Source organism: Glycomyces sp. MUSA5-2 (assembly GCF_037034145.1).
Classification (GTDB): domain Bacteria; phylum Actinomycetota; class Actinomycetes; order Mycobacteriales; family Micromonosporaceae; genus Glycomyces; species Glycomyces artemisiae.
Window position 1 is genome coordinate 131,921 of the sequence record NZ_JBAGKG010000003.1, and the last position, 18,282, is coordinate 150,202.

General features: G+C 71.5%; 16 protein-coding genes. 5 read left to right on the plus strand and 11 right to left on the minus strand.

Features of this window, described 5'->3' with window-relative positions; translation table 11 throughout:
* Window positions 1-159: 159 nt before the first annotated feature.
* Window positions 160-2,058 carry a hypothetical protein gene (locus WA640_RS10850; protein WP_335987662.1) on the minus strand — a complete coding sequence of 633 codons (1,899 nt, stop codon included), beginning with the start codon at window positions 2,056-2,058 and terminating at the stop codon, window positions 160-162.
* Between the two features lie 190 nt (window positions 2,059-2,248).
* Between WA640_RS10850 and WA640_RS10855 the strand changes: the two genes are divergently transcribed.
* Complete coding sequence (locus tag WA640_RS10855) at window positions 2,249-3,967, plus strand: dihydroxy-acid dehydratase (RefSeq protein WP_335987663.1); 1,719 nt, start codon at window positions 2,249-2,251, stop codon at window positions 3,965-3,967.
* 9 nt (window positions 3,968-3,976) lie between these two features.
* Here WA640_RS10855 and WA640_RS10860 read toward each other — a convergent pair whose 3' ends face one another.
* The 3 genes from WA640_RS10860 to WA640_RS10870 form a co-directional block, all read right to left on the minus strand.
* On the minus strand, window positions 3,977-5,005 hold the full coding sequence (locus WA640_RS10860) for a CobW family GTP-binding protein (protein WP_335987664.1): 1,029 nt from the start codon (window positions 5,003-5,005) through the stop codon (window positions 3,977-3,979).
* A gap of 11 nt (window positions 5,006-5,016) precedes the next feature.
* On the minus strand, window positions 5,017-5,865 hold the full coding sequence (locus tag WA640_RS10865; RefSeq protein ID WP_335987665.1) for an NAD(P)H-binding protein: 849 nt from the start codon (window positions 5,863-5,865) through the stop codon (window positions 5,017-5,019).
* Window positions 5,866-5,932: 67 nt separating this feature from the next.
* The gene (locus tag WA640_RS10870; protein ID WP_335987666.1) at window positions 5,933-6,916 is read right to left on the minus strand and encodes an SAM-dependent methyltransferase; all 984 of its coding nucleotides are present in this window, start codon (window positions 6,914-6,916) and stop codon (window positions 5,933-5,935) included.
* 163 nt (window positions 6,917-7,079) lie between these two features.
* Here WA640_RS10870 and WA640_RS10875 point away from each other — a divergent pair, with 163 nt between their 5' ends.
* Window positions 7,080-8,015, plus strand: a complete 936-nt coding sequence (locus tag WA640_RS10875) for a phosphotransferase family protein (RefSeq protein ID WP_335987667.1) — start codon at window positions 7,080-7,082, stop codon at window positions 8,013-8,015.
* 47 nt (window positions 8,016-8,062) lie between these two features.
* On the opposite strand, the gene WA640_RS10880 is transcribed toward WA640_RS10875, so the two are convergent.
* The 5 genes from WA640_RS10880 to WA640_RS10900 form a co-directional block, all read right to left on the minus strand.
* Window positions 8,063-8,716 carry a DivIVA domain-containing protein gene (locus WA640_RS10880; protein ID WP_335987668.1) on the minus strand — a complete coding sequence of 218 codons (654 nt, stop codon included), beginning with the start codon at window positions 8,714-8,716 and terminating at the stop codon, window positions 8,063-8,065.
* Complete coding sequence (locus WA640_RS10885; RefSeq protein WP_106363763.1) at window positions 8,685-9,791, minus strand: globin domain-containing protein; 1,107 nt, start codon at window positions 9,789-9,791, stop codon at window positions 8,685-8,687. Before WA640_RS10885 ends, WA640_RS10880 begins: the two co-directional genes overlap by 32 nt.
* 4 nt (window positions 9,792-9,795) lie before the next feature.
* On the minus strand, window positions 9,796-10,179 hold the full coding sequence (locus WA640_RS10890) for a group I truncated hemoglobin (RefSeq protein ID WP_335987669.1): 384 nt from the start codon (window positions 10,177-10,179) through the stop codon (window positions 9,796-9,798).
* A gap of 141 nt (window positions 10,180-10,320) precedes the next feature.
* Window positions 10,321-11,517, minus strand: a complete 1,197-nt coding sequence (locus WA640_RS10895; protein ID WP_335987670.1) for an FAD-dependent monooxygenase — start codon at window positions 11,515-11,517, stop codon at window positions 10,321-10,323.
* Between the two features lie 11 nt (window positions 11,518-11,528).
* Window positions 11,529-12,977, minus strand: coding sequence for an MFS transporter (locus WA640_RS10900; RefSeq protein WP_335987671.1), 1,449 nt, complete (start codon window positions 12,975-12,977; stop codon window positions 11,529-11,531).
* 90 nt (window positions 12,978-13,067) lie between these two features.
* Here WA640_RS10900 and WA640_RS10905 point away from each other — a divergent pair, with 90 nt between their 5' ends.
* On the plus strand, window positions 13,068-13,694 hold the full coding sequence (locus WA640_RS10905) for a TetR/AcrR family transcriptional regulator (RefSeq protein ID WP_335987672.1): 627 nt from the start codon (window positions 13,068-13,070) through the stop codon (window positions 13,692-13,694).
* Here WA640_RS10905 and WA640_RS10910 read toward each other — a convergent pair.
* On the minus strand, window positions 13,691-14,140 hold the full coding sequence (locus WA640_RS10910) for an Lrp/AsnC family transcriptional regulator (protein ID WP_106363756.1): 450 nt from the start codon (window positions 14,138-14,140) through the stop codon (window positions 13,691-13,693). The two genes, WA640_RS10905 and WA640_RS10910, sit on opposite strands and share 4 nt — an antisense overlap.
* Window positions 14,141-14,256: 116 nt before the next feature.
* On the opposite strand from WA640_RS10910, the gene WA640_RS10915 reads away from it, so the two are divergent.
* Together WA640_RS10915 and WA640_RS10920 are read left to right on the plus strand one after the other, a co-directional pair.
* A complete protein-coding gene (locus WA640_RS10915) occupies window positions 14,257-15,639 on the plus strand; it encodes a tryptophanase (RefSeq protein WP_335987673.1) in 1,383 nt (460 codons plus the stop codon).
* 45 nt (window positions 15,640-15,684) lie between these two features.
* Window positions 15,685-17,271: a Na+/H+ antiporter gene (locus WA640_RS10920; RefSeq protein WP_335987674.1), complete on the plus strand. Its 1,587-nt coding sequence runs from the start codon at window positions 15,685-15,687 to the stop codon at window positions 17,269-17,271.
* Here WA640_RS10920 and WA640_RS10925 read toward each other — a convergent pair.
* The gene (locus WA640_RS10925; RefSeq protein WP_335987675.1) at window positions 17,268-18,191 is read right to left on the minus strand and encodes an NmrA family NAD(P)-binding protein; all 924 of its coding nucleotides are present in this window, start codon (window positions 18,189-18,191) and stop codon (window positions 17,268-17,270) included. The two genes, WA640_RS10920 and WA640_RS10925, sit on opposite strands and share 4 nt — an antisense overlap.
* Window positions 18,192-18,282: the final 91 nt, after the last annotated feature.

An 18,282-nucleotide genomic window follows, 5' to 3' on the forward strand; every position in this document is an offset into this window, starting at 1 on the left:
GTGTTCGCCGGTGTCGTACCCGCTTCGGATTGCATCCACGATTCGAGCGTATGCGCCCGTCACGGCCGCGGACAGCATCGACATCGTCATCTCGGTCACGACATGTGGCATCCGTCTCAAGGGCGGACGCCCGGCCCCGCCGGGGGCCGGGCGCCCCGCCTACCGCAGCCCGTAGGAGCGGATCGTCGAGTGGGCGACGGTGCCGCCCGCCTCGTCGGCGGCGGTGAACCGCACCGACACGAACTCGGCGCCCGCGGGGTGGACGAGCTCGGCCGTGGCGTGGTTCCCGTCGCGGTCGATCGCGACCGGCGTCCAGGTCGCGCCGTCGTCGTAGGAGACCTCGAACGTCATCGCCGTGCAGACCTGCTGCTCGGCGCCCGGCTGGGTCGCGTAGTCCAGCTCGACCTGCTGGACCGCGTCGGCGTCGGCGTAGCCGTTCTCGATCCCCTCGGCGTCGAAGTCCACCACCGAGACCGGCAGGGCGACGTCGTCGCCGCTCGGGGCGGTGTCGAACGACCACTCGGCGGTCGAGGCGGTCCCCAGGTCCGTCCACGACACGTTCCGATACGACTCGCTGTAGAGCGTGTATCGGCCCGCGGGGACCAGCGCCAGCTCGGTCGCGAGCGAACCGCCGTACTCGGACTTGTTGACGCCCAGGCCGTTCTGCGCCAGGACCGTCTGCCCCGGCGTGTCATAGGTGTTGACCGCCTCGTCGGGCGAGCCGCTGGAGTGCATCGAGGGGTTCGTGAGCAGGAGATCCGCGTCCTCCCAGCGGTAGAACCGCGGCAGGTAGTACGCGGCCCCGGCGAGGTCGACGCCCACCGTCACCGGGCCCTGGTTCCAGCCGATCTCGGTGACCGAGCCGGGCTTGAGGACCCCGCTGCGGTGCATGACGTCGGCGGTCGGCGCTTCCTCCGCGCCGAGGCCCATGACCCCGATGTGCGACCAGCTCAGATGCGGGTCGGCGGTGTAGAACTCGGTGCGCTCGGACGGGAGCTCGACGGGCCCGCTGTCGAGGTACCCGGACATGGTGCGGACGTCGTGGACGGCGAGGTTCACGCGGTACATCTCGGCGTCGACGCCCATGGAGTCGTAGTCCATGTCGAGACGCGCGAGCTCCTCGTCGCGGACGCGGAACACCGCGTCGGCGGGAATCCCCTCGTCGTGACTTCCGTAGAGGCTGTAGGAGTACGGCTCGGGGGCGTCCGCGGGGCTGGTGAACTCCTGGCGCAGCTCCATGCCGACCTCGCGGCTCTCCGGGTCGAAATCGGTCGGGACGACCTGCAGGTCCCACTCGCCGCCGCCGAACATGCCGCCCTGCACCCCGTCCTGGGTGCCCGGCAGGTAGGAGAACGCCGTGTACTCGAACGCCTGCGGCTCGGTCTCGCGGTCGAGCGCGAACCCGGCCGGGACCGCCGCGGCGCCGTCGAAGACCACCGGCTCGGGGTCGGCGTCCACGTGCAGGTCGAGGACGCCCGCGATGGTGGCGGTCTCCTCGTACCGGTCCATCGAGGGCACCATCTGGTAGTGCCCGGGGGCCAGTTCCAGCGTCGCGGACCCGCCGTCGACGATCGCTGACGTGTACTCGCCGGTGTCGACGTCGATCCAGCGCAGGAAGGTCGCGTCGGGCGCCGAGCCGTCCGGCCACAGCGCGGTGAAGTCGACCGCGACGAGCGCCGGCTCGCCGCCCTGCGGCGAGACTTCGGCCTCGGCCGCTTCGAGCAGCGCCGCGGTCCCCGGCTCGCGGGCGTCGGTGACGCCCAGGCGCGTCAGCGCGTCGATGTTGAACTGCGCCAGGGAGAACTCCCCTGCGGCGAGTGCGGGCACCGCCGCGACCGGGACGACCAGCCGGTCGCCGTCGGGCTCCCGCGAGGTGTGGAACGCGGCGTCCCCGGCCGCGCCCGGCTCGGTGATGAAGGGCCCGTCGGCGGTCAACCGGATCTCGTCGCCGGTCGGCAGGATGATCGCCCCCGTCTCCGGCGGCCCGGTCCCGGCCTCGGGCGCGGTGGTCTCGGCCTGGACGGGGTTCGCGGCCACCGCCAGTCCGACCGCCGCCAATACAGCCATTGTGGATCGTCTCGCCATTTCGTCTCCCTTTGTGGACAACGATTCACGTGCTGTCGGAAAGACGCGTCCTCGGCGACATCCGGTTGCACATTCACTCGCGATCAGGGCTCGCTTTTTTGCCTCGGCAACCGTATGCTCGCCGTGATCCGTTCAACCGAGCAGCGACGCGGAGGCAGACGGCATGGAATCGCAACTTCGGAGCGCCGAGTGGTACGAGGGCACCGACCGGAACGCGTACATCCACCGGGCGTGGATGCGCCGGGGCGTGCCCTACAGCGCCTTCCAGGGCCGCCCCCAGATCGCCATCGCGAACACCGCCTCCGAGCTGGTGCCCTGCAACGCCCACCTCGACGAGGTCGCGCAGTCCGTCAAGCACGGCGTCTACGAGGCGGGCGGCATCCCCCTGAACCTGCCGGTGACCGCGCCCGGCGAGACCCTCGTCAAGCCCACGGCCATGCTGTGGCGCAACATGACCGCGATGAACGCCGAGGAGATGCTCCGCGCCAACCCCGTCGACGGCGTCGTCCTCCTCGGCGGCTGCGACAAGACCATCCCCGCGCTCCTCATGGCCGCCGCCTCGGTCGACCTGCCCGCCGTCGTCGTCCCCGGCGGCCCGATGCTCACCGGGCACTTCCGCGGCGAGGCCCTCGGCTGCGGCACCGACGTGTGGCGCCTGTCCGAGGAGGTCCGCGCCGGGACCCTCAGCCAGGCCGACTTCCTCAAGTCCGAGTCGGCCACGATCCGCTCCAAGGGCCACTGCAACACCATGGGCACGGCCTCCACGATGGCGCTCGTCGCCGAGGCCCTCGGCATGACCGTCCCCGGCCTTGCCGGGACCCCCGCCCCCGACGCGCGCCTCCTCGAAGCCGCCCACGGCGCCGGAAAGCTCGCCGTCGACCTCATCGCCGCCGACCGCCGCCCCTCCACGTTCCTCACGAAGGCCAACTTCCACAACGCGATCGTCGCCCTCGCCGCCATCGGCGGCTCCACCAACGCGGTCGTCCACCTCCTCGCCATCGCCGGGCGCCTCGGCATCGACCTCACCGTCGACGACTTCGACCGCATCGGCGCCGACGTGCCGCTCCTGGTCAACCTCCGCCCGGCGGGGAAGTACCTCATGGACGACCTCCATCGCGCCGGAGGCTTCCTCGCCGTGCTGCGCGAGGTCCGCGACCTGCTCGACCCCGAGGCGCTCAGCATCACCGGCGAACCGCTCGTGTCCTACCTGGATGAAGCGCGGATCTGGGACGAGGACGTCATCTCGCCGCGTGAGCGACCGCTCCAGAAGGCCGCCGGGATCGCCGTGCTCCGCGGCAGCCTCGCCCCCGGCGGGGCCCTCGTCAAGCCGTCCGCGGCCTCCCCGCACCTGCTCCAGCACCGCGGCCGGGCCCTCGTGTTCGACTCGATCGAGGACTTCCGCGACCGCATCGACGACCCCGACCTGGACGTCGACGCCGACACCGTCCTCGTCCTGCGCGGCTGCGGCCCCAAGGGCTACCCCGGGATGCCGGAGGTCTCCAACCTGCCGCTGCCCAAGAAGCTGCTCGCCCAAGGGGTCCGGGACATGGTCCGCATCTGCGACGGGCGCATGAGCGGCACCGCCTACGGCACCGTCGTCCTCCACGTCACCCCCGAGGCCGCCGCCGGAGGGCCCCTCGCGCTGGTCCGCACGGGCGACACCGTGATCCTCGACGTCGCCGCCCGGCGCCTCGACCTCGACGTGCCCGCCGACGAACTCGCGGCCCGCGTCCCCAACACCGCCACCGTCGACGGCTACGCGAAGCCCGCGCGCGGCTGGGAGCGCCTGTACATCGACCACGTCACCCAGGCCGACACCGGCGCCGACCTCGACTTCCTCCAGGGGTCCAGCGGCGCCGAAGTCCACCGCGAATCCCACTGAGGCCCTTGGCTAGCCGACCTCGCGCCGATACCGCATGAGCCTGCGCAGGCCCTCGGGATCGGCGCCGGTCGCGGGCGCGAGCGCGGCCTCGATCCGGGGCCGCGCCGCCTCGGCGTCCAAATGGGCCCCGATCGCGACCAGCTCGCCGCCCGGACCCGCCCGGTGCGCGGCGATGTCGATCTGGCCGCCCACGACGTTCACGAGGACGCCGCGCGGCCGCGACCCCGTCGCCACCGGGAGCACGCCCTTCATGCGGTAGGCGCCCGGCGGCGGCTGCTCCAGCAGCTCTAGGAGCGCGGCCGGGCCGACCGGCCCGGCCGTCCGCACGGTCACCGACCGCGCGTGCGAATGCCCCGCCTCGTGGCCGTGCGCCTCGCGCGCCAGAGCGGCAAGGGGGAGTTCGTCCTCGGGGTCGACCGGCGAGGCCGTGTCGTACACCAGCTCGGGATCGACACGGCCCCTTGAGGTCCGCACGATATGGATGTCCGGGTTGACGGTGCGGATGCGCGCCTCGATCGCGCTCAGCGCGTCTTCTGCGTTGTCTTCCGGAAGCCGGTCGCACTTGTTGACCACCGCGAGCGTCGCGGCGGCGAACCGGGACGGCGGGTTCGTGTTGCGGTCCACCGTGTTGAAGTACTCGACGGCGTCGACCACGTCCACCACCCCGCCGGGCCGCACCCGCTTGACGCCGCTGAAGTAGACCATCTTCGCCAGCGCCCCGGGCTCGGCGATCCCGCTCGCCTCCACGATCACGACGTCCAGCCCGAACCTGGGATGCGTCAGCCGCTCCAGCGCCGCGTCGAGCGCGCCCAGGTCCTCGATGCAGCACAGGCAGCCCCCGGCGATCGAGACCGGCTCGTCGACCTGCCCGGTCACCAGCCCGGCGTCCACGTTCACCTCGCCGAAGTCGTTGACCACCACGCCGACCCGGGCGCCCGGGCGGCACAGCAAGTGGTTGAGCAGCGTCGTCTTGCCCGCGCCGAGATGGCCCGCGAGCACGACCACCGGCACCCGCCGGTCCGCGGTCCGCTCGGCCACGGGCCCGCCGATCACCTGAAATCACCCGAGTGGGCCTGCGCCCACTCCTCAAAGGTTCGAGGTGGGCGGCCGGTCACTCGCTCGACGTCGGGGAACACGCCGGACTCGTCGAGGGTGCCGTCCACGTAGAACTCCCAGAACGCCCGCACGTACTTGTCGGGCATGGTCGCCTCCAGCTCCGCCCGGGTCTCCTCCAGCGTGAGGCCCTCGAACCGGAGCGGTCGGCCGAGCACCTCGCCGAGGACGGCGATCTGCTCGGCCGGGACCATCGCCCTGGGGCCGGAGAGCCGGTAGACCCGCCCGTCGTGCGCGTCGCCGGTGAGCGCGGCGACCGCGACAGCGGCGATGTCGGCCGGGTCGATGCAGGCGACGGGGATGTCCCCCCACGGCGCGCGGACCACGTCCCCTTCGCGGAGCTGCGGCAGCCAGCGCAGCGTGTTCGACATGAACCCGCTGGGCCGCAACGCGGTCCATTGCAGCCCCGACTCGCGGGCCGCGGCCTCGGACCGGATCATCATCGCCGTGACCGCGTTGTCCGGATTCCCGACGTCGGTGGAACTCCCGGACAACTGCACGACGCGCTCGACCCCGGCCGCGCGCAGCCGCTCGTACACCCCGGGCATGTCCGCGAACCCGGGCAGCAGGAACACCGCCTCGACCCCGCCGAGCCAGGGCTCCAGCGACTCCGGCCGGTCGAGGTCCCCGACCGCCGCCTCCGCTCCTTCCGGCAGCTTCGCGCGGCCCGCGTCGCGCACCAGCGCCCGCACCCGGCGGCCCTGCGCGACCAGCGCCTTGACGACTTCTCCGCCGACGTTCCCGGTCGCCCCGGCGACCAGGTAGGCGGGTTCACTGCTCGACACCCGTTGCACTCCAATCGGTCCGTACTCCTCGGACGATTATGCGCCCGCCTCCGAGCGGATCGTCCGCTCAGTCCAGGGCCCGGAGCACCACGGTCACTTCGTTCCGGTTGTGCCGCAGCTGCCGGGCGAACTCGACCGTGTAGCCCCGGCGCAGGATCGCGAACGACTCGTCGAGCTGCGAGAGGACATGGTGGCTCCCGGTCTTCAGCGTCACGATGCACATGCCGTGCCGCTTCAGCAGGGGGAGGCTGTCGATCATCAACTGGCTCGACCTGGTCGGGCTCATCTTCATGTCGTTGACGATGAGGTCGAAGCGCCGGTCGCTCTCGCGGATGAAGTTGCCCGCGGTGGTCCGCTCGTGGACGACGTCGGGGCGCTTGAGCACCGCCGGGTCCAGGTCCCCGGGGTCGACGGCCGTGGTGCGGAACCCGCGCTCGGCGAGAATCCTGGTCCAGCCGCCGGGCGCGGCCCCGTAATCGAGCGCGGTCCCGCTGTGCCCGAACGGGAGTCCGTGCTCCTTGAACAGCTCTTCGAGCTTGAACTCGGCCCGCGACACCTGCTCCGCCGGGCGCGACAGCCGCACCTCGCCGCCGGGCCAGGAGCTCAGGCTGTCGGCGATGCGGTTGAACCCGACGACCGCGGTCTTCGGCGTGTAGCAGACCGACACCGCGTACTCGGCGCCCGCCCTCGACACCTGGAAACCGCGGTCAGTGAGCACCTGCGCCGCCTCGTCCCAGGCTTCGCGCCGATTGAACTTGTAGACCGTCCTGCCGCTCTGCCAGAGCTGAAGCGACACCTCCGGCGAACGGTGCTGCTCCCGAATCGCGGAATCGACCGAATCGGCGACATCGGCCAGTCCCGAATCGAACGGATCGAATTCGGCGATCACATTCGTCACATGCCGCGGGAACACCAGCGGCACGCGATTGACGATGTCCGACAGGTCCTCCGCGGTCGAGAACCGCGTTTCGAGAATGGCGGACTCAGCGCCCACCCGACGCATTTCCACCGCGTCGTCCACGCTGCGGAATATCTCCTCCTTGGCGTTCAAGAACGAATCCGCTGCCATGGAGACCAATGATTTCCGCAATGCCATTCCGATTCCCTAGAAGCCCTGCCCGCGGCCCCGTCATCCGCGGCCGCGATTCGCGCCCGCTATCATATCCCAGCCGATTTCCCCAGCTCATGATCGTTCGCGGAAAGGACCCCCTCCGATGACCGAGGCGATCACTCCCCGGGATCGGGCCCTCCTCGAACGCGCCTGGCGCCAATCGGCCTCCGGCGCACTCTCCCGCGTCCGGCGCCTCCCCGGCAACAGCCACCGCACCTACGAATGCGCCGCCGACCGCGGCGATCCGCTGATCGCACGCCTCGCCGACCCGGCGAAGTCCCGCTTCGCACTTGAATCCGAGCTGCTGCGCCGCTTCGCCGACACCGGCACGGTCCCCGTCCCCGCGATCCGCTACACCGATGCCGAGGTCATGGTCCAAGAACGCCTGCCCGGCGTCGCCCTGCGCGACTACGCCGCGAACAGCAGTCTCCGCGACGCCCACGCCGCCGTCGAACGCGCTGGCGAGGCGCTCGCGGCGATCCACGCCGTCACCACCGAAGGCTTCGGGCCGCTCGGCACCGGCCTCCGCGGTTCCCATGCGCGCCTGGGGGAGTGGTTCATCGACCTGCTCGCCCCGAAAGTGGCGGCCGCCCGCGGTATCGACCCCGAGTCCGGCGCCCTCCTCGACGAGGCGTTCGACCTCGTATCCGCCCACCGGCCGGCCCTCGACGCCGCCGGTCCCGGCCTCATTCACGGCGACTTCAGTCCCGCCAACCTCCTCGTCGACGGCACCGGCCGCCTCACCGGCGTCATCGACTGGGAATCAGCCAAGAGCGGCCCGCCCGGCATGGACATCGGCTGGTGGGACTGCTTCTTCGACACCCCGCGGACCCCGACGGCCCGGCTCCTCGCAGGCCACGAGCGCCACGTCCCGCTCGACCCCGCCCGCCTCGCCGCCCTCCGGCACCTCACCGTCATCAGAGTCATGATCGCCCACTTCACCTGGACGCTGACCATCAACGACCCCAACGGCATCCGCACGGCCGCCGACCGCCTCCGCACCGAACTCGCCGACAGCGGGGCCTGGGCCCTGGCATGACCGGAGCCCGGCCGGGTGTCACCCGGTCCGGGCCGCGCAGTCGAGGCTCAGGTCTCGTTCTGGAGCTTCGCGACCTCTTGTTCGAGCCCTTCGCGGGTGAGGCGGAGCTGCTCCTCGGCGACCTCGACGGCCTCAAGGAAGCTGCGCGCCCGCGCGAGCTGCCGTATCCGGTCCTCCGCCTCGCGGTCGCGCCGTCCCGCGTTGTCCCTGCGGTACTCGGCGACGGCCCGGTCGGCCTCGTCCCTGGCGCGCTCCTGCGTCTGGCGCATGAGCTCGGACGCCTGGGAGCGGGCCTGGGCGATGATCTGCCGCGAGTAGTGCTGCGCCTGGTTGACGTAGCTCTCGGCCTGCTGCTGGGCCTGCGAGACGAGGTTGACGGCCGTCGACGTCGGCGTGGCCGGGAGGGTCGCCTGCAAGCGCAGGGAGCTCTGCTGCGACTGCCAGGACCGCAGCGCCTCCTTCAGCTTCTCGGCGTCAGTGCGGAGGGCCGCCTCGCGCTGGTCGCGGCTCGCCAGCTCGTCGGCCACGAGTTCGAGGAACCGGTGGACCTCGTCGGGCTGGTAGCCGCGCCTGGTCAGGCTCGTCATCGAGAACCTGGCGTTGTTGACTTGTCCGACAGTGACTTTCACATCGCGCGACCGATAGTTGTACACCATGGAACGTCCTCTCTCACGCGCCCGCGGGCTCGAAGTGAATGGCATCCGCTCTGATGCCGGCGCCGACCAGGTACTTCCCGCTCGACTCCACCATTCCTGAAGGGCCGCACAGGTACACGTCGGCGCCCGTGCAGCGCCCGTGCGCCACGGCCAGCTCCGCCGGGGACCCGACGCGCGCTCCGGCGCCGAACAGGTCCTCGTCGACGCAGGCCACCAGCTCCAGCCACTCGTACCGGGCCGCGAGGGCCTGCATCTGGTCGAGGCAGTACAAGCCCGCGGGGCTGCGCGCGCCCCAGTACAGGCTGACCGGCCGCGGGGTGGCGGCGATCTGCTCGATGAGCGCCTTCATCGGGGCGACGCCGGTGCCGCCCGCGATCATCGCGACCGGGCCCGAGCCCGGCCGCAGGGTGAGCCCGGTGCCGAAGGCCGGCCCGACCCGCAGCGAGTCGCCCGGCCGGAGCAGGGAGACCAGCGCGGTCGAGACCTCGCCGCCGTCGACGGCCCTGACGTGGAGTTCGATGGTGCCGTCGCTCCGGGGCGCGTTGGCGGGGGAGTACTGCCGCCAGGCCCGCGGCCGCAGGTCCGTGCACAGCGAGACCGACTGGCCCGGAACGAAGTCGAGCCGCGTCCCCGGGGCGATGGTGATGATCGCGGTCTCCAGGTCGCGGCGCTCGTGGCCGACGACCTCGGCGTCCCACCAGGCCGGCGCGTAGTGCGCCGCCGCGTCGGCGGCGTCGGCCATGGTCGCGGCGACGAGCTCGTAGGCGGCCGCCCAGTCCGCGGCGATGGCGGGCGTCCAGTGCGGGCCGCTGAAGTGTTCGAGCGTCGCCAGCAGCGCCTCGCCGACGGCCGGGTAGTGGCCGCGCAGGGCCCCGAACTTGCGGTGGTCGCGTCCGAGGGCCTGGAGCGTGGGGACGACCGCGTCGATGGTGTCCACATTGGATACCACTGCTCCGAGCGCGTTCACGAGCTTGTCGCGCTGCGCGGCCATGTTCATGGGGAACAGGTCGCGCGTCTCGGGATAGGTGAGGAACAGGGTCGAGTAGAAGTACAGCGGGACCTGGTCGCCGCGGGCGGCGACCAGGCTCCAGTTCTTCTTCAACCGCTCGGCGTCGATCATGCGCCTAGTCGTCCGCCCCGATGACGTCGGGAGCGACGGACGCGAGGACCTCGCCCACGGTGTCGATGATGTCCTGCGGCACGTCGAGCTCTTCAAGCACCGCTGTGAGGTGCGCCCCGACCGCCTTGTACTGGCCGACCGAGATGTCCATGCTCTTGTGCGCCTCGGCCAGCTCGCGGCCCGCGTAGGACCTCGGCCCGTCGAGGACCTGCGAGATCAGCGCGACCTGGTGGCGCTTCAGCTGCGGCATGTCGGCGCCCGAGAAGAACCCGGACAGCTCGTCGTCGGCGAGCAGGCGCTTGTAGAAGCGCTCCACCGCCTCGGTGACGGCGGGCGCGCCGCCGATCCGGTCGTACGGGGACATCTGCTGCTCATCGGCTGCATTCATGGGGTGATCGTCCTTAAGCGTGATATCTGATACGCGCCAGAGCCTACCGACGATCCCTCCCAAGATCCATAGTGAAACTCAGGTTTTCACCACTTCCCTTGTTGCGATAGTAAATCGTAAGTGGACGATCACCGTTAGCATTCACGATGCGTCGGCGGGCTCGGGAAGTACGAGGGCCGTGTGGGCCGGGCGGCCGGTCTGCGGGGGGAGTTCGGTGAGGGCGCGGAGGCGTTCGTTGCGCCGTTCGAGTGCCGCAGCGGTGGTGGGGAAGAGGGCGGCTTCGCCTTTGTCGACCTGTGCCTGGTTCACTTCGACGAAGCCGCGGGTGGCGCCTTCGTAGGCGGCGAAGGCCTTCGCGTGGTCGCCATGGGTCGCAAGGGCTTCGGCGAGCATGTACGCGCCTGCGAGGGCGAGGCTGGAGCCCTGGCCGGTGAGGAACGACGGGGCGTACCCGGCGTCGCCGACGAGGGCGGTGCGGCCGCGGGACCAGTGGGGCATGCGGATCTGGCCGACGGTGTCGGAGAACCGGTCGGTCGCGCCGCGCATGGCGTCGAGGACGGCCGGGATCTCCCAGCCGTCCCCGGCGAAGACCTCCGCGACGAGGTCGGTGAACGCCTCGGGGTCGCGCCGCAGCTCCTGCGGCGGTTCGGGACGCGCGAAGTTGAGCATCGCGTGGACCACGTCGCCGTCGCCGACCGCGTAGAGCGCGGCGGCCCGCCCGGGGGTGTTCCAGAGGATCGCCTCGTGCGAGAGGCCGAGCGTGTTCGGCATGGTGAAGATCGAGAAGCAGTACCCGAGGTAGCGGGCGTACCGCTCTTCGGGCCCGAACACGAGTCCCCGTGTGCGCGAATGCATCCCGTCGGCGCCGATGACGAGGTCGAAGCTGCGCTGCGCGCCGCTGCGGAAGACCGCGTCCACGCCCCGGTCGTGCTCGGTGAGCGCTTCGATGGAGTCGCCGAAGACGAACTCCACGTCGTCGCGGACGGCCGCATAGAGGATGTCGGCCAGGTCGCCGCGGCGGACTTCGAGGTCGCGGCCGTCGACGCCGCCGACGACGGCCTGCGGGTGGACCCGCGCGGCCTCGCTGCCGTCGGCGTTGAGGAACGTCATGCGGCGCGAGTCGACATGCGCCGCTTGCAGCTGCGGCAGGATGCCCATGCGGCGCACGGCCTCCAGCGCGGTGCCGCGCACGTCGATCGGATACCCGCCCGCGCGCACGCCCGCGGATTTCTCCACCACGGTCACGTCGTACCCGTAGCGGTGCAGCCAGTACGCCGTGGCCGGGCCCGCGATGCTCGCGCCGGACACCAGGACCGCGCCTTTCGATGTGTTGCTCATGATCGTCTCTCCTATTTCGCAGGTGCAAATTGGACTGCGCGGGTTCGCATGCTCCTGGCGAGCACGACGACCGCGACCGCGGCGGCCGCGAAGGCGGCGGAGGCGATCGCGATGTAGCCGAACACGCCCGCGGCCGAGTTGACGGTCTCGCCGCCGACGGTCACCGCGGTGGACTTGAGGACGGCCGCGCCGGTGAAGTCCATGACCACGGCCCCGATCGAGACCACGACCATGACCAGGCTGGACACGACGCCCTGCCGCTCGGCGGGCGCCAGGCTGCCCGCCATGTTGAATCCGGAGGTCCCGAGCGCGCCCGCGGTGATCCCGAGCAGGAACCCGCAGCACAGCGCGACCCCGAGCTGGGACGCCCCGAGGAACATCCCGAGCGTGACGGCCGTGCCGAGCAGGACCGCGCCCGCGAGCGTCCGGGCCGGGCCGATGCGCGCCGCGATCCATCCGGCCGCCGGGCCGCCGATGGTGACGCCGATGCCCGGCGCCGCGAGGAGCAGCGCCACCGAGCCCCGGTCGGCGAGCCCGTACCCGAGGCCCAGGTCCGCGGAGACGTCGCCGATGAGCGAGACCAGTTGCAGCATCGACTGGTACGACCCGGCCGCGAGGAAGACGACGAGGAGCGTCAGCGCCAGCGGCCTGCTGACGTCCCGCAGGTCGATGAGCGGGTCGGGCTTGCGGCTCGACACGAGGAACCACCGCAGCGACGCGGCGGTGCCGCCCGCGAGGAGCACCAGCGGTCCCGCTGCGAGCCAACCGAACTCGGCCCCCAGGCTGAGGTAGCCGAGGACCCCGGCGAGCCCGCCGCCGAGGAGGAGCGCGCCGCCGACGTCGATCCGGCCCGGGGTGCGGACAGGCGACTCGGGGAGGAACCGGCGCACGCACAGCGCCATCGCGACCGCGACCGCGGCGGACACGAGGAACAGCACGTGGAAGCCGAACGCCTCGGCCAGCCGCTCGATGAGGAACCGGGACGCGATGTTGAGGACCGCCGAACCCGAGGTCACGATGCCGACGACGATCATCCCGATGCGCGGCGCGCACACGCTGCGCACGATCGCGACGGACAGGAACACCGCCGCGAGGGACGCGCCTTGCAGCATCCGCCCGGGCACGAACAGCCACAGGCCCGGCGCGACGGCGCACAGGACCGCGCCCGCGCAGCTGAGGAGCAGCGTCAGGACGAGGATCTTCCGCTTGCCGTGGATGTCGGCGGCCTTGCCGAGCAGGGGCGCCCAGAGCACGCCCGCGAGCATCGCGGTCGCGTTGACCCACGCGGTCTGGTCGGTGCCGAAGTGGTCGAGCATCTCGGGGAGGACGATGAGCGGCGCGGTGATCGCCGAGTCGACCACGAAGTTCACCATGGCGAGGACGGCCGCGAGGCCGACGAGCGGCCAGGTCCATCCCGTGTGCAGTTCGGTTGGGGGAGTGCCGGTCCTGGTCTCTTGCATGAGGTCTCCTACTCGCGGATCCGAGGTGGTGCCGGACGAAAAACTACACTACACCGTGCAGTGTAGTTTTGCGAGTCCTAGGATGGGGCCATGACGACCCTGAGAGCGACCGATCAGACCCCCGGCCGGAGGCGGCAGTCCGAGGCCAAGCGCGCGGCCGTCCTCGACGCCGCCGAAGCCCTGTTCGTCGCCGAGGGGTACGAGGTCGCCAGCGTCGACGCCATCGCCGCGCGCGCCGGGGTCTCCAAACGCACCGTCTACGACCACTTCGGCGACAAGCAGCACCTCTTCGCGGCCGTCCTCGACCGCTCCGGCGAGACCTTGATCGCCACCATCCGCGCCGCCATCGACGAGGAGCTGACCGCCGACCGCGACGTGCGCGAGGCCCTGCTCGCCTTCGCCCGGCGCATCGCCACCGAGACCTTCCCGATGTCCGCCTACGCCGTCTTCCGCCGCCTCAACGCCCAAGCGCCCCTGGCGCTCCCGTCAGGCAAGACCTGGCGCGAACAGCGCGAAGCCATGCTGGAGGAGCGGTTCGCCCGGTTCGCCGACGACGGCGGCCTCCGCATCACCGACCCCCACCGCGCCGTCCAGCACTTCGTCGCCCTCACCCTGCGCCTCGCCCTCGACGCCATCGACCAGGGCGCCGACGACACCGCCGAGGTCCTCGCGATCATCACCGACGGCGTCGACGCCTTCCTCCGCGCCTACCGCTAGTCGCCGCGGCCCTCGGGCGCCGCGACCGGCGCCCAGGCGAGGGGCTGGGAGAGGACCATGCTGCTGCTGGGGCGGCCGTAGCGGGCGAGCCGGTCGATGAAGGACTCGAAGTCGGGCATGGAGGGGACGGCGGCGACGAGGACCGAGCAGCCGTCGCCGGTGATGCGGAAGAGCTGCCGGATCTGGGGCCAGGAGGGGACTTCGGGGTCGCGCAGGAGGCAGCGGGGGCCGTAGCAGTCCATGACGACCACGGCCTGGACCGGGAGGCCGACCGCGGCGGGGTCGACGTGGGCGCGGTAGCCGGTGATGACGCCGGACGACTCCAGCTTGCGGACCCGCTCGGCCACCGTGGGGGCGGACAGGTGCACGCGGCGGGCCAGCTCGTTGTAGGAGAGCCGGGCGTCGGCTTGGAGCTCTTCGACCAGGCGCCAGTCCATGCGGTCCATTGGATATTCCATTCGTAAGGCGGAACGAGGGAACAGGTTGCGAATGTAACTCCTCCGGCCCTTCGGATACCGCGCTTCCCATTCTGAAGCCGCCCCAGCGGTGCCATAGTGTCCGCATGAGCGAGCCCGTGTTCCGCACGATCATCGAACCCTTCCGCATCCACTCGGTCGAACCCATCCGCATGACCACCGCGGAAGAGCGCAAGGCCCACCTGGCCGCCGCGTCCTACAACCTGTTCCAGCTCCACGCCGACGACGTCCTCATCGACCTCCTCACCGACTCCGGCACCGGCGCCATGAGCCGCGACCAGTGGGCCGCCATCCAGCGCGGCGACGAGTCCTACGCCGGATCGCCCTCGTACTTCACCTTCCGCGACGCCGTCCGCGAGCTCTTCGACTTCGAGCATGTGATCCCCGTCCACCAGGGACGCGCCGCCGAGCGCATCCTCATGTCCGTCCTCGGTGGACCCGGGAAGACCGTCCCCAACAACACCCACTTCGACACCACCCGCGCCAACGTCGAGGCCACCGGCACCGAAGCCGTCGACCTCGTCATCCCCGAAGGCAAGGACCCCGCCTCGCTCCACCCCTTCAAAGGGAACATGGACCTCGCCGCCCTCGACGCGCTCCTCGCCGCCCGCGGCGCCGACGTGCCGTGCGTGTTCGTCACCATCACCAACAACAGCGGCGGCGGCCAGCCCGTCTCGCTCGCCAACCTCCGCGGCGTCCGCGAACTCTGCGACCGGTACGGCAAGCCCCTGTTCCTCGACGCCTGCCGGTTCGCCGAGAACGCCTGGTTCATCCGCGAGCGCGAGGAGGGCCAAGCGGGCCGCGACGTCGCCGACATCGTGCGCGACATCGCCGCGCTCGCCGACGGGATGACCATGAGCGCCAAGAAGGACCCCATGGGCAACATCGGCGGCTGGCTCGCGCTCGACGACCCCGACCTCGCCCAGGAGTGCCGCAACGTCCTCATCCTCACCGAAGGCTTCCCCACCTACGGCGGCCTCGCCGGACGCGACCTCGAAGCGCTCGCCCAGGGCCTCAAGGAAGCCGTGCAGCACGACTACCTCCGCTACCGCATCACCTCCACCGCCTACCTCGGCGACGCCCTCCAGAAAGCCGGGATCCCCGTCCTCAAACCGACCGGCGGCCACGCCGTCTACATCGACGCCCGCGCCCTCCTCCCGCACGTCGACCCGCTCCACTACCCCGGCCAGTCCGTCGCCGTCGCCCTCTACGAACTCGGCGGCGTCCGCACCTGCGAGATCGGCACCGTCATGTTCGGCCGCAGGCCCGACGGCACCGAGCGGCCCGCCGCCATGGACCTCGTGCGCCTCGCCGTCCCGCGCCGCACCTACACCCAGAGCCACATCGACTACGTCATCGAAGTGTGCGAACGCCTCGCCGAACGGGCCCACCGCCTCCCCGGCTACCGCATCAGCGAGGAACCGAAGGCCCTGCGCCACTTCACGGCCCGATTCGAGCCCCTCACCTGAGCCGAGCCGACCCGGCCCGCCCCCGGGCTTGGAAGAATCGGCACCATGCTCGGACTCGAACTCATCGTCGTCATCGGCGCGGCCCTCGTCGCCTGCCGCGTCGGCGCCCAGCGCAGCGGGATCGCCGCACCGATCCTGCTGCTCGCCGCCGGAGTCCTCCTCGGCTTCGTCCCCGCCTTCACCGGCCTCGAACTCCCCTCCGCCGTCGTCCTCCTCCTCTTCCTCCCCGCGCTCCTGTGGTGGGAGGCCATGAACACGCCGCTGCGCGAGATCCGCAAGTTCCGCCGCGGCATCCTCCTCACCGGCACCCTCCTCGTCGTCATCACCGCGGCCGCCGTCGCCGCCACCGCCCACGCCTTCGGCCTCCCCTGGGGCCCCGCCTGGGTCCTCGGCGCCGCCCTCGCGCCCACCGACGCCACCGCCGTCGGCGTCGTCTCCCGGCTCCTGCCCCGCCGCCACCTCACCGTCCTGCGCGCCGAGAGCCTCATCAACGACGGCACCGCGCTCGTCCTCTTCGGCCTCGCCGTCGGCGTCGTCGCAGGGGAGCAGCACCTCAGCGCCCTCCACATCGGATGGGAGCTCGTCGTCTCCTACGCGGGCGGCATCATCGCGGGCGCGCTCGCCGCCACGGTCGGGGTCTTCGTGCGCCGCTTCATCACCGACACCCTCGCGGCCAGCACCATCTTCTTCCTCATCCCCTTCACCGGGTACCTCCTCGCCGAACTCGTCCACGCCTCCGGCGTCCTCGCCGCCGTCGCCGCCGGCCTCATCGTCAGCCAGACGAGTCCCATCTACGGCACCGCGCCCGCCAGACGCCAGGTCTTCGCGTTCTGGGGCCTCGTCACCTTCATGCTCAACGGCGCCCTGTTCGTCCTCATCGGCATCGAAGCCCACCCCGCCGTCGGCGGCCTCGACGGCACCGGCCTGCTCCGCGCGCTCGCGATGGTCCTCGCCATCGCCGCGGTCATGACCGCCACCCGCATCGCGTTCCTGTTTGTCTCCGCATACCTCATCCGCGCCGTCGACCGGCGCCCGCAGCAGCGGCTCCTGCGCATGAGCGACCGCGCCCGCATCGTCTCCGGGCTCTGCGGCTTCCGCGGCGCCGTCTCCCTCGCCGTCGCCCTCGCGGTGCCGCACACCCTCGACTCCGGCGCGCCCTTCCCCGAGCGCGACACGATCGTCTTCGTGACGTTCGGTGTCATCATCGTGATGCTCATGCCCGCCTTCGCCCTCCCCGCCGTCATCCGCTGGGCCCGCTACCCCGCCGACACCCGCTTCGACGACGAACTCGCGCTGGCCCGCACCGAGACCACCACGGCCGCGATCGAAGCGCTGCCGCGCCTGGCCGACGAGACCGGCGCCGACCCCGAGGCCGTGCGCCGCCTCGACGCCGAGATGCGCGAGCACCTCGACGCCCTCGACACCGGTGCCGACGGCGACCCCGCCGAGGCCGCGCGCCTGCGCGAGGACTACGACCGGCTCCGCCTCGCCGTCATCGGCGAGAAGCGCGCCACCATGATCCGCATGCGCAACGAGCGCCGCATCGACGACGCCGTGCTGCGCCGCATGCAGGCCGCCCTGGACATCGAGGAGGTCCGCCTCCTGGCGGACCCCGGCGACGACGAGGACTAGGCGGCGTCCGACATGTGGCGCTTCGCCCAGGTCGCGAAGTCGGTGAGCGGCAGGCCGAGCGCCCTCGCGAACTCGGGCCGCGCGGGCTGGCTGACGTCGTTCATCCACTGGTGGGAGGCGCCCATCGCGGGCATCCCGGCGGCCAGCGCCTCCCGTTCGTCCATGTCGGGCGCTTCGAGTCTGCGGCCCAGGGCATCGGACAGCGCCGCGGCGATCTCGGTCATCGTCAGGAAGTCGCTCGCGAGTTCGAGTTCGACGCGGTCGAACCGCTCGGGTTCGGTGAGCGCCGCCGCGGCGGCGGCGCCGATGTCGTCCACTGCGACGACCGACACGCGGGTGTGCGGGTGGAGGACGCTCACCAGGCCGCCGTCGAGGCCGCGCGGGAACAGGAACGCCATGGACGGCAGGAAGTTCTCCATGAAGAAGCTGGGCTTGAGCAGGGTCCAGTGCGCGAATCCGGCCTCGCGGACGCGGTCCTGGACCGCGCTCTTGGCGCCGAGGGTCGGCGCCATGTAGTCCCAGCGGCCCTCGTCCCAGCCGGGGACCTCGGTGTGCTGGCCGGCCCCGCTGACGGAGGTGTGCACGAACTGGGGCACCCCGGTGGCGAGGGCGCCTTCGATGAGGTTGACGCCCTGGGCGACTTCCCCTGCGAAGTCGAAGCCGTCGGCGGTGAGGGCGGGCAGCTGCACCGAGAACACGGCGCGGGCGCCCGCGGCGGCGCGGACGATCGAGTCGCGGTCGTGCAGGTCGCCGACGGCCAGTTCGGCGCCCAGGGCCTGGAGCTCCCGGGCGGGTGCGGTGCCGGGGTCGCGTACGAGGGCGCGGACGGGCACGCCGGCCGCGAGCAGGGATCGGGCGGTCGCGCCGCCCTGCTTGCCGGTGGCGCCGGTGATGAGGACCGGTGCGGTGCGAGTGGTCATGGGACTCCTCAGTCGTCATAAACGGCGGGGTCCGCCGTTTTGCTTCGACTAGAATATGGCGGACCCCGCCGTTTCTGCAAACCCGGAGGTG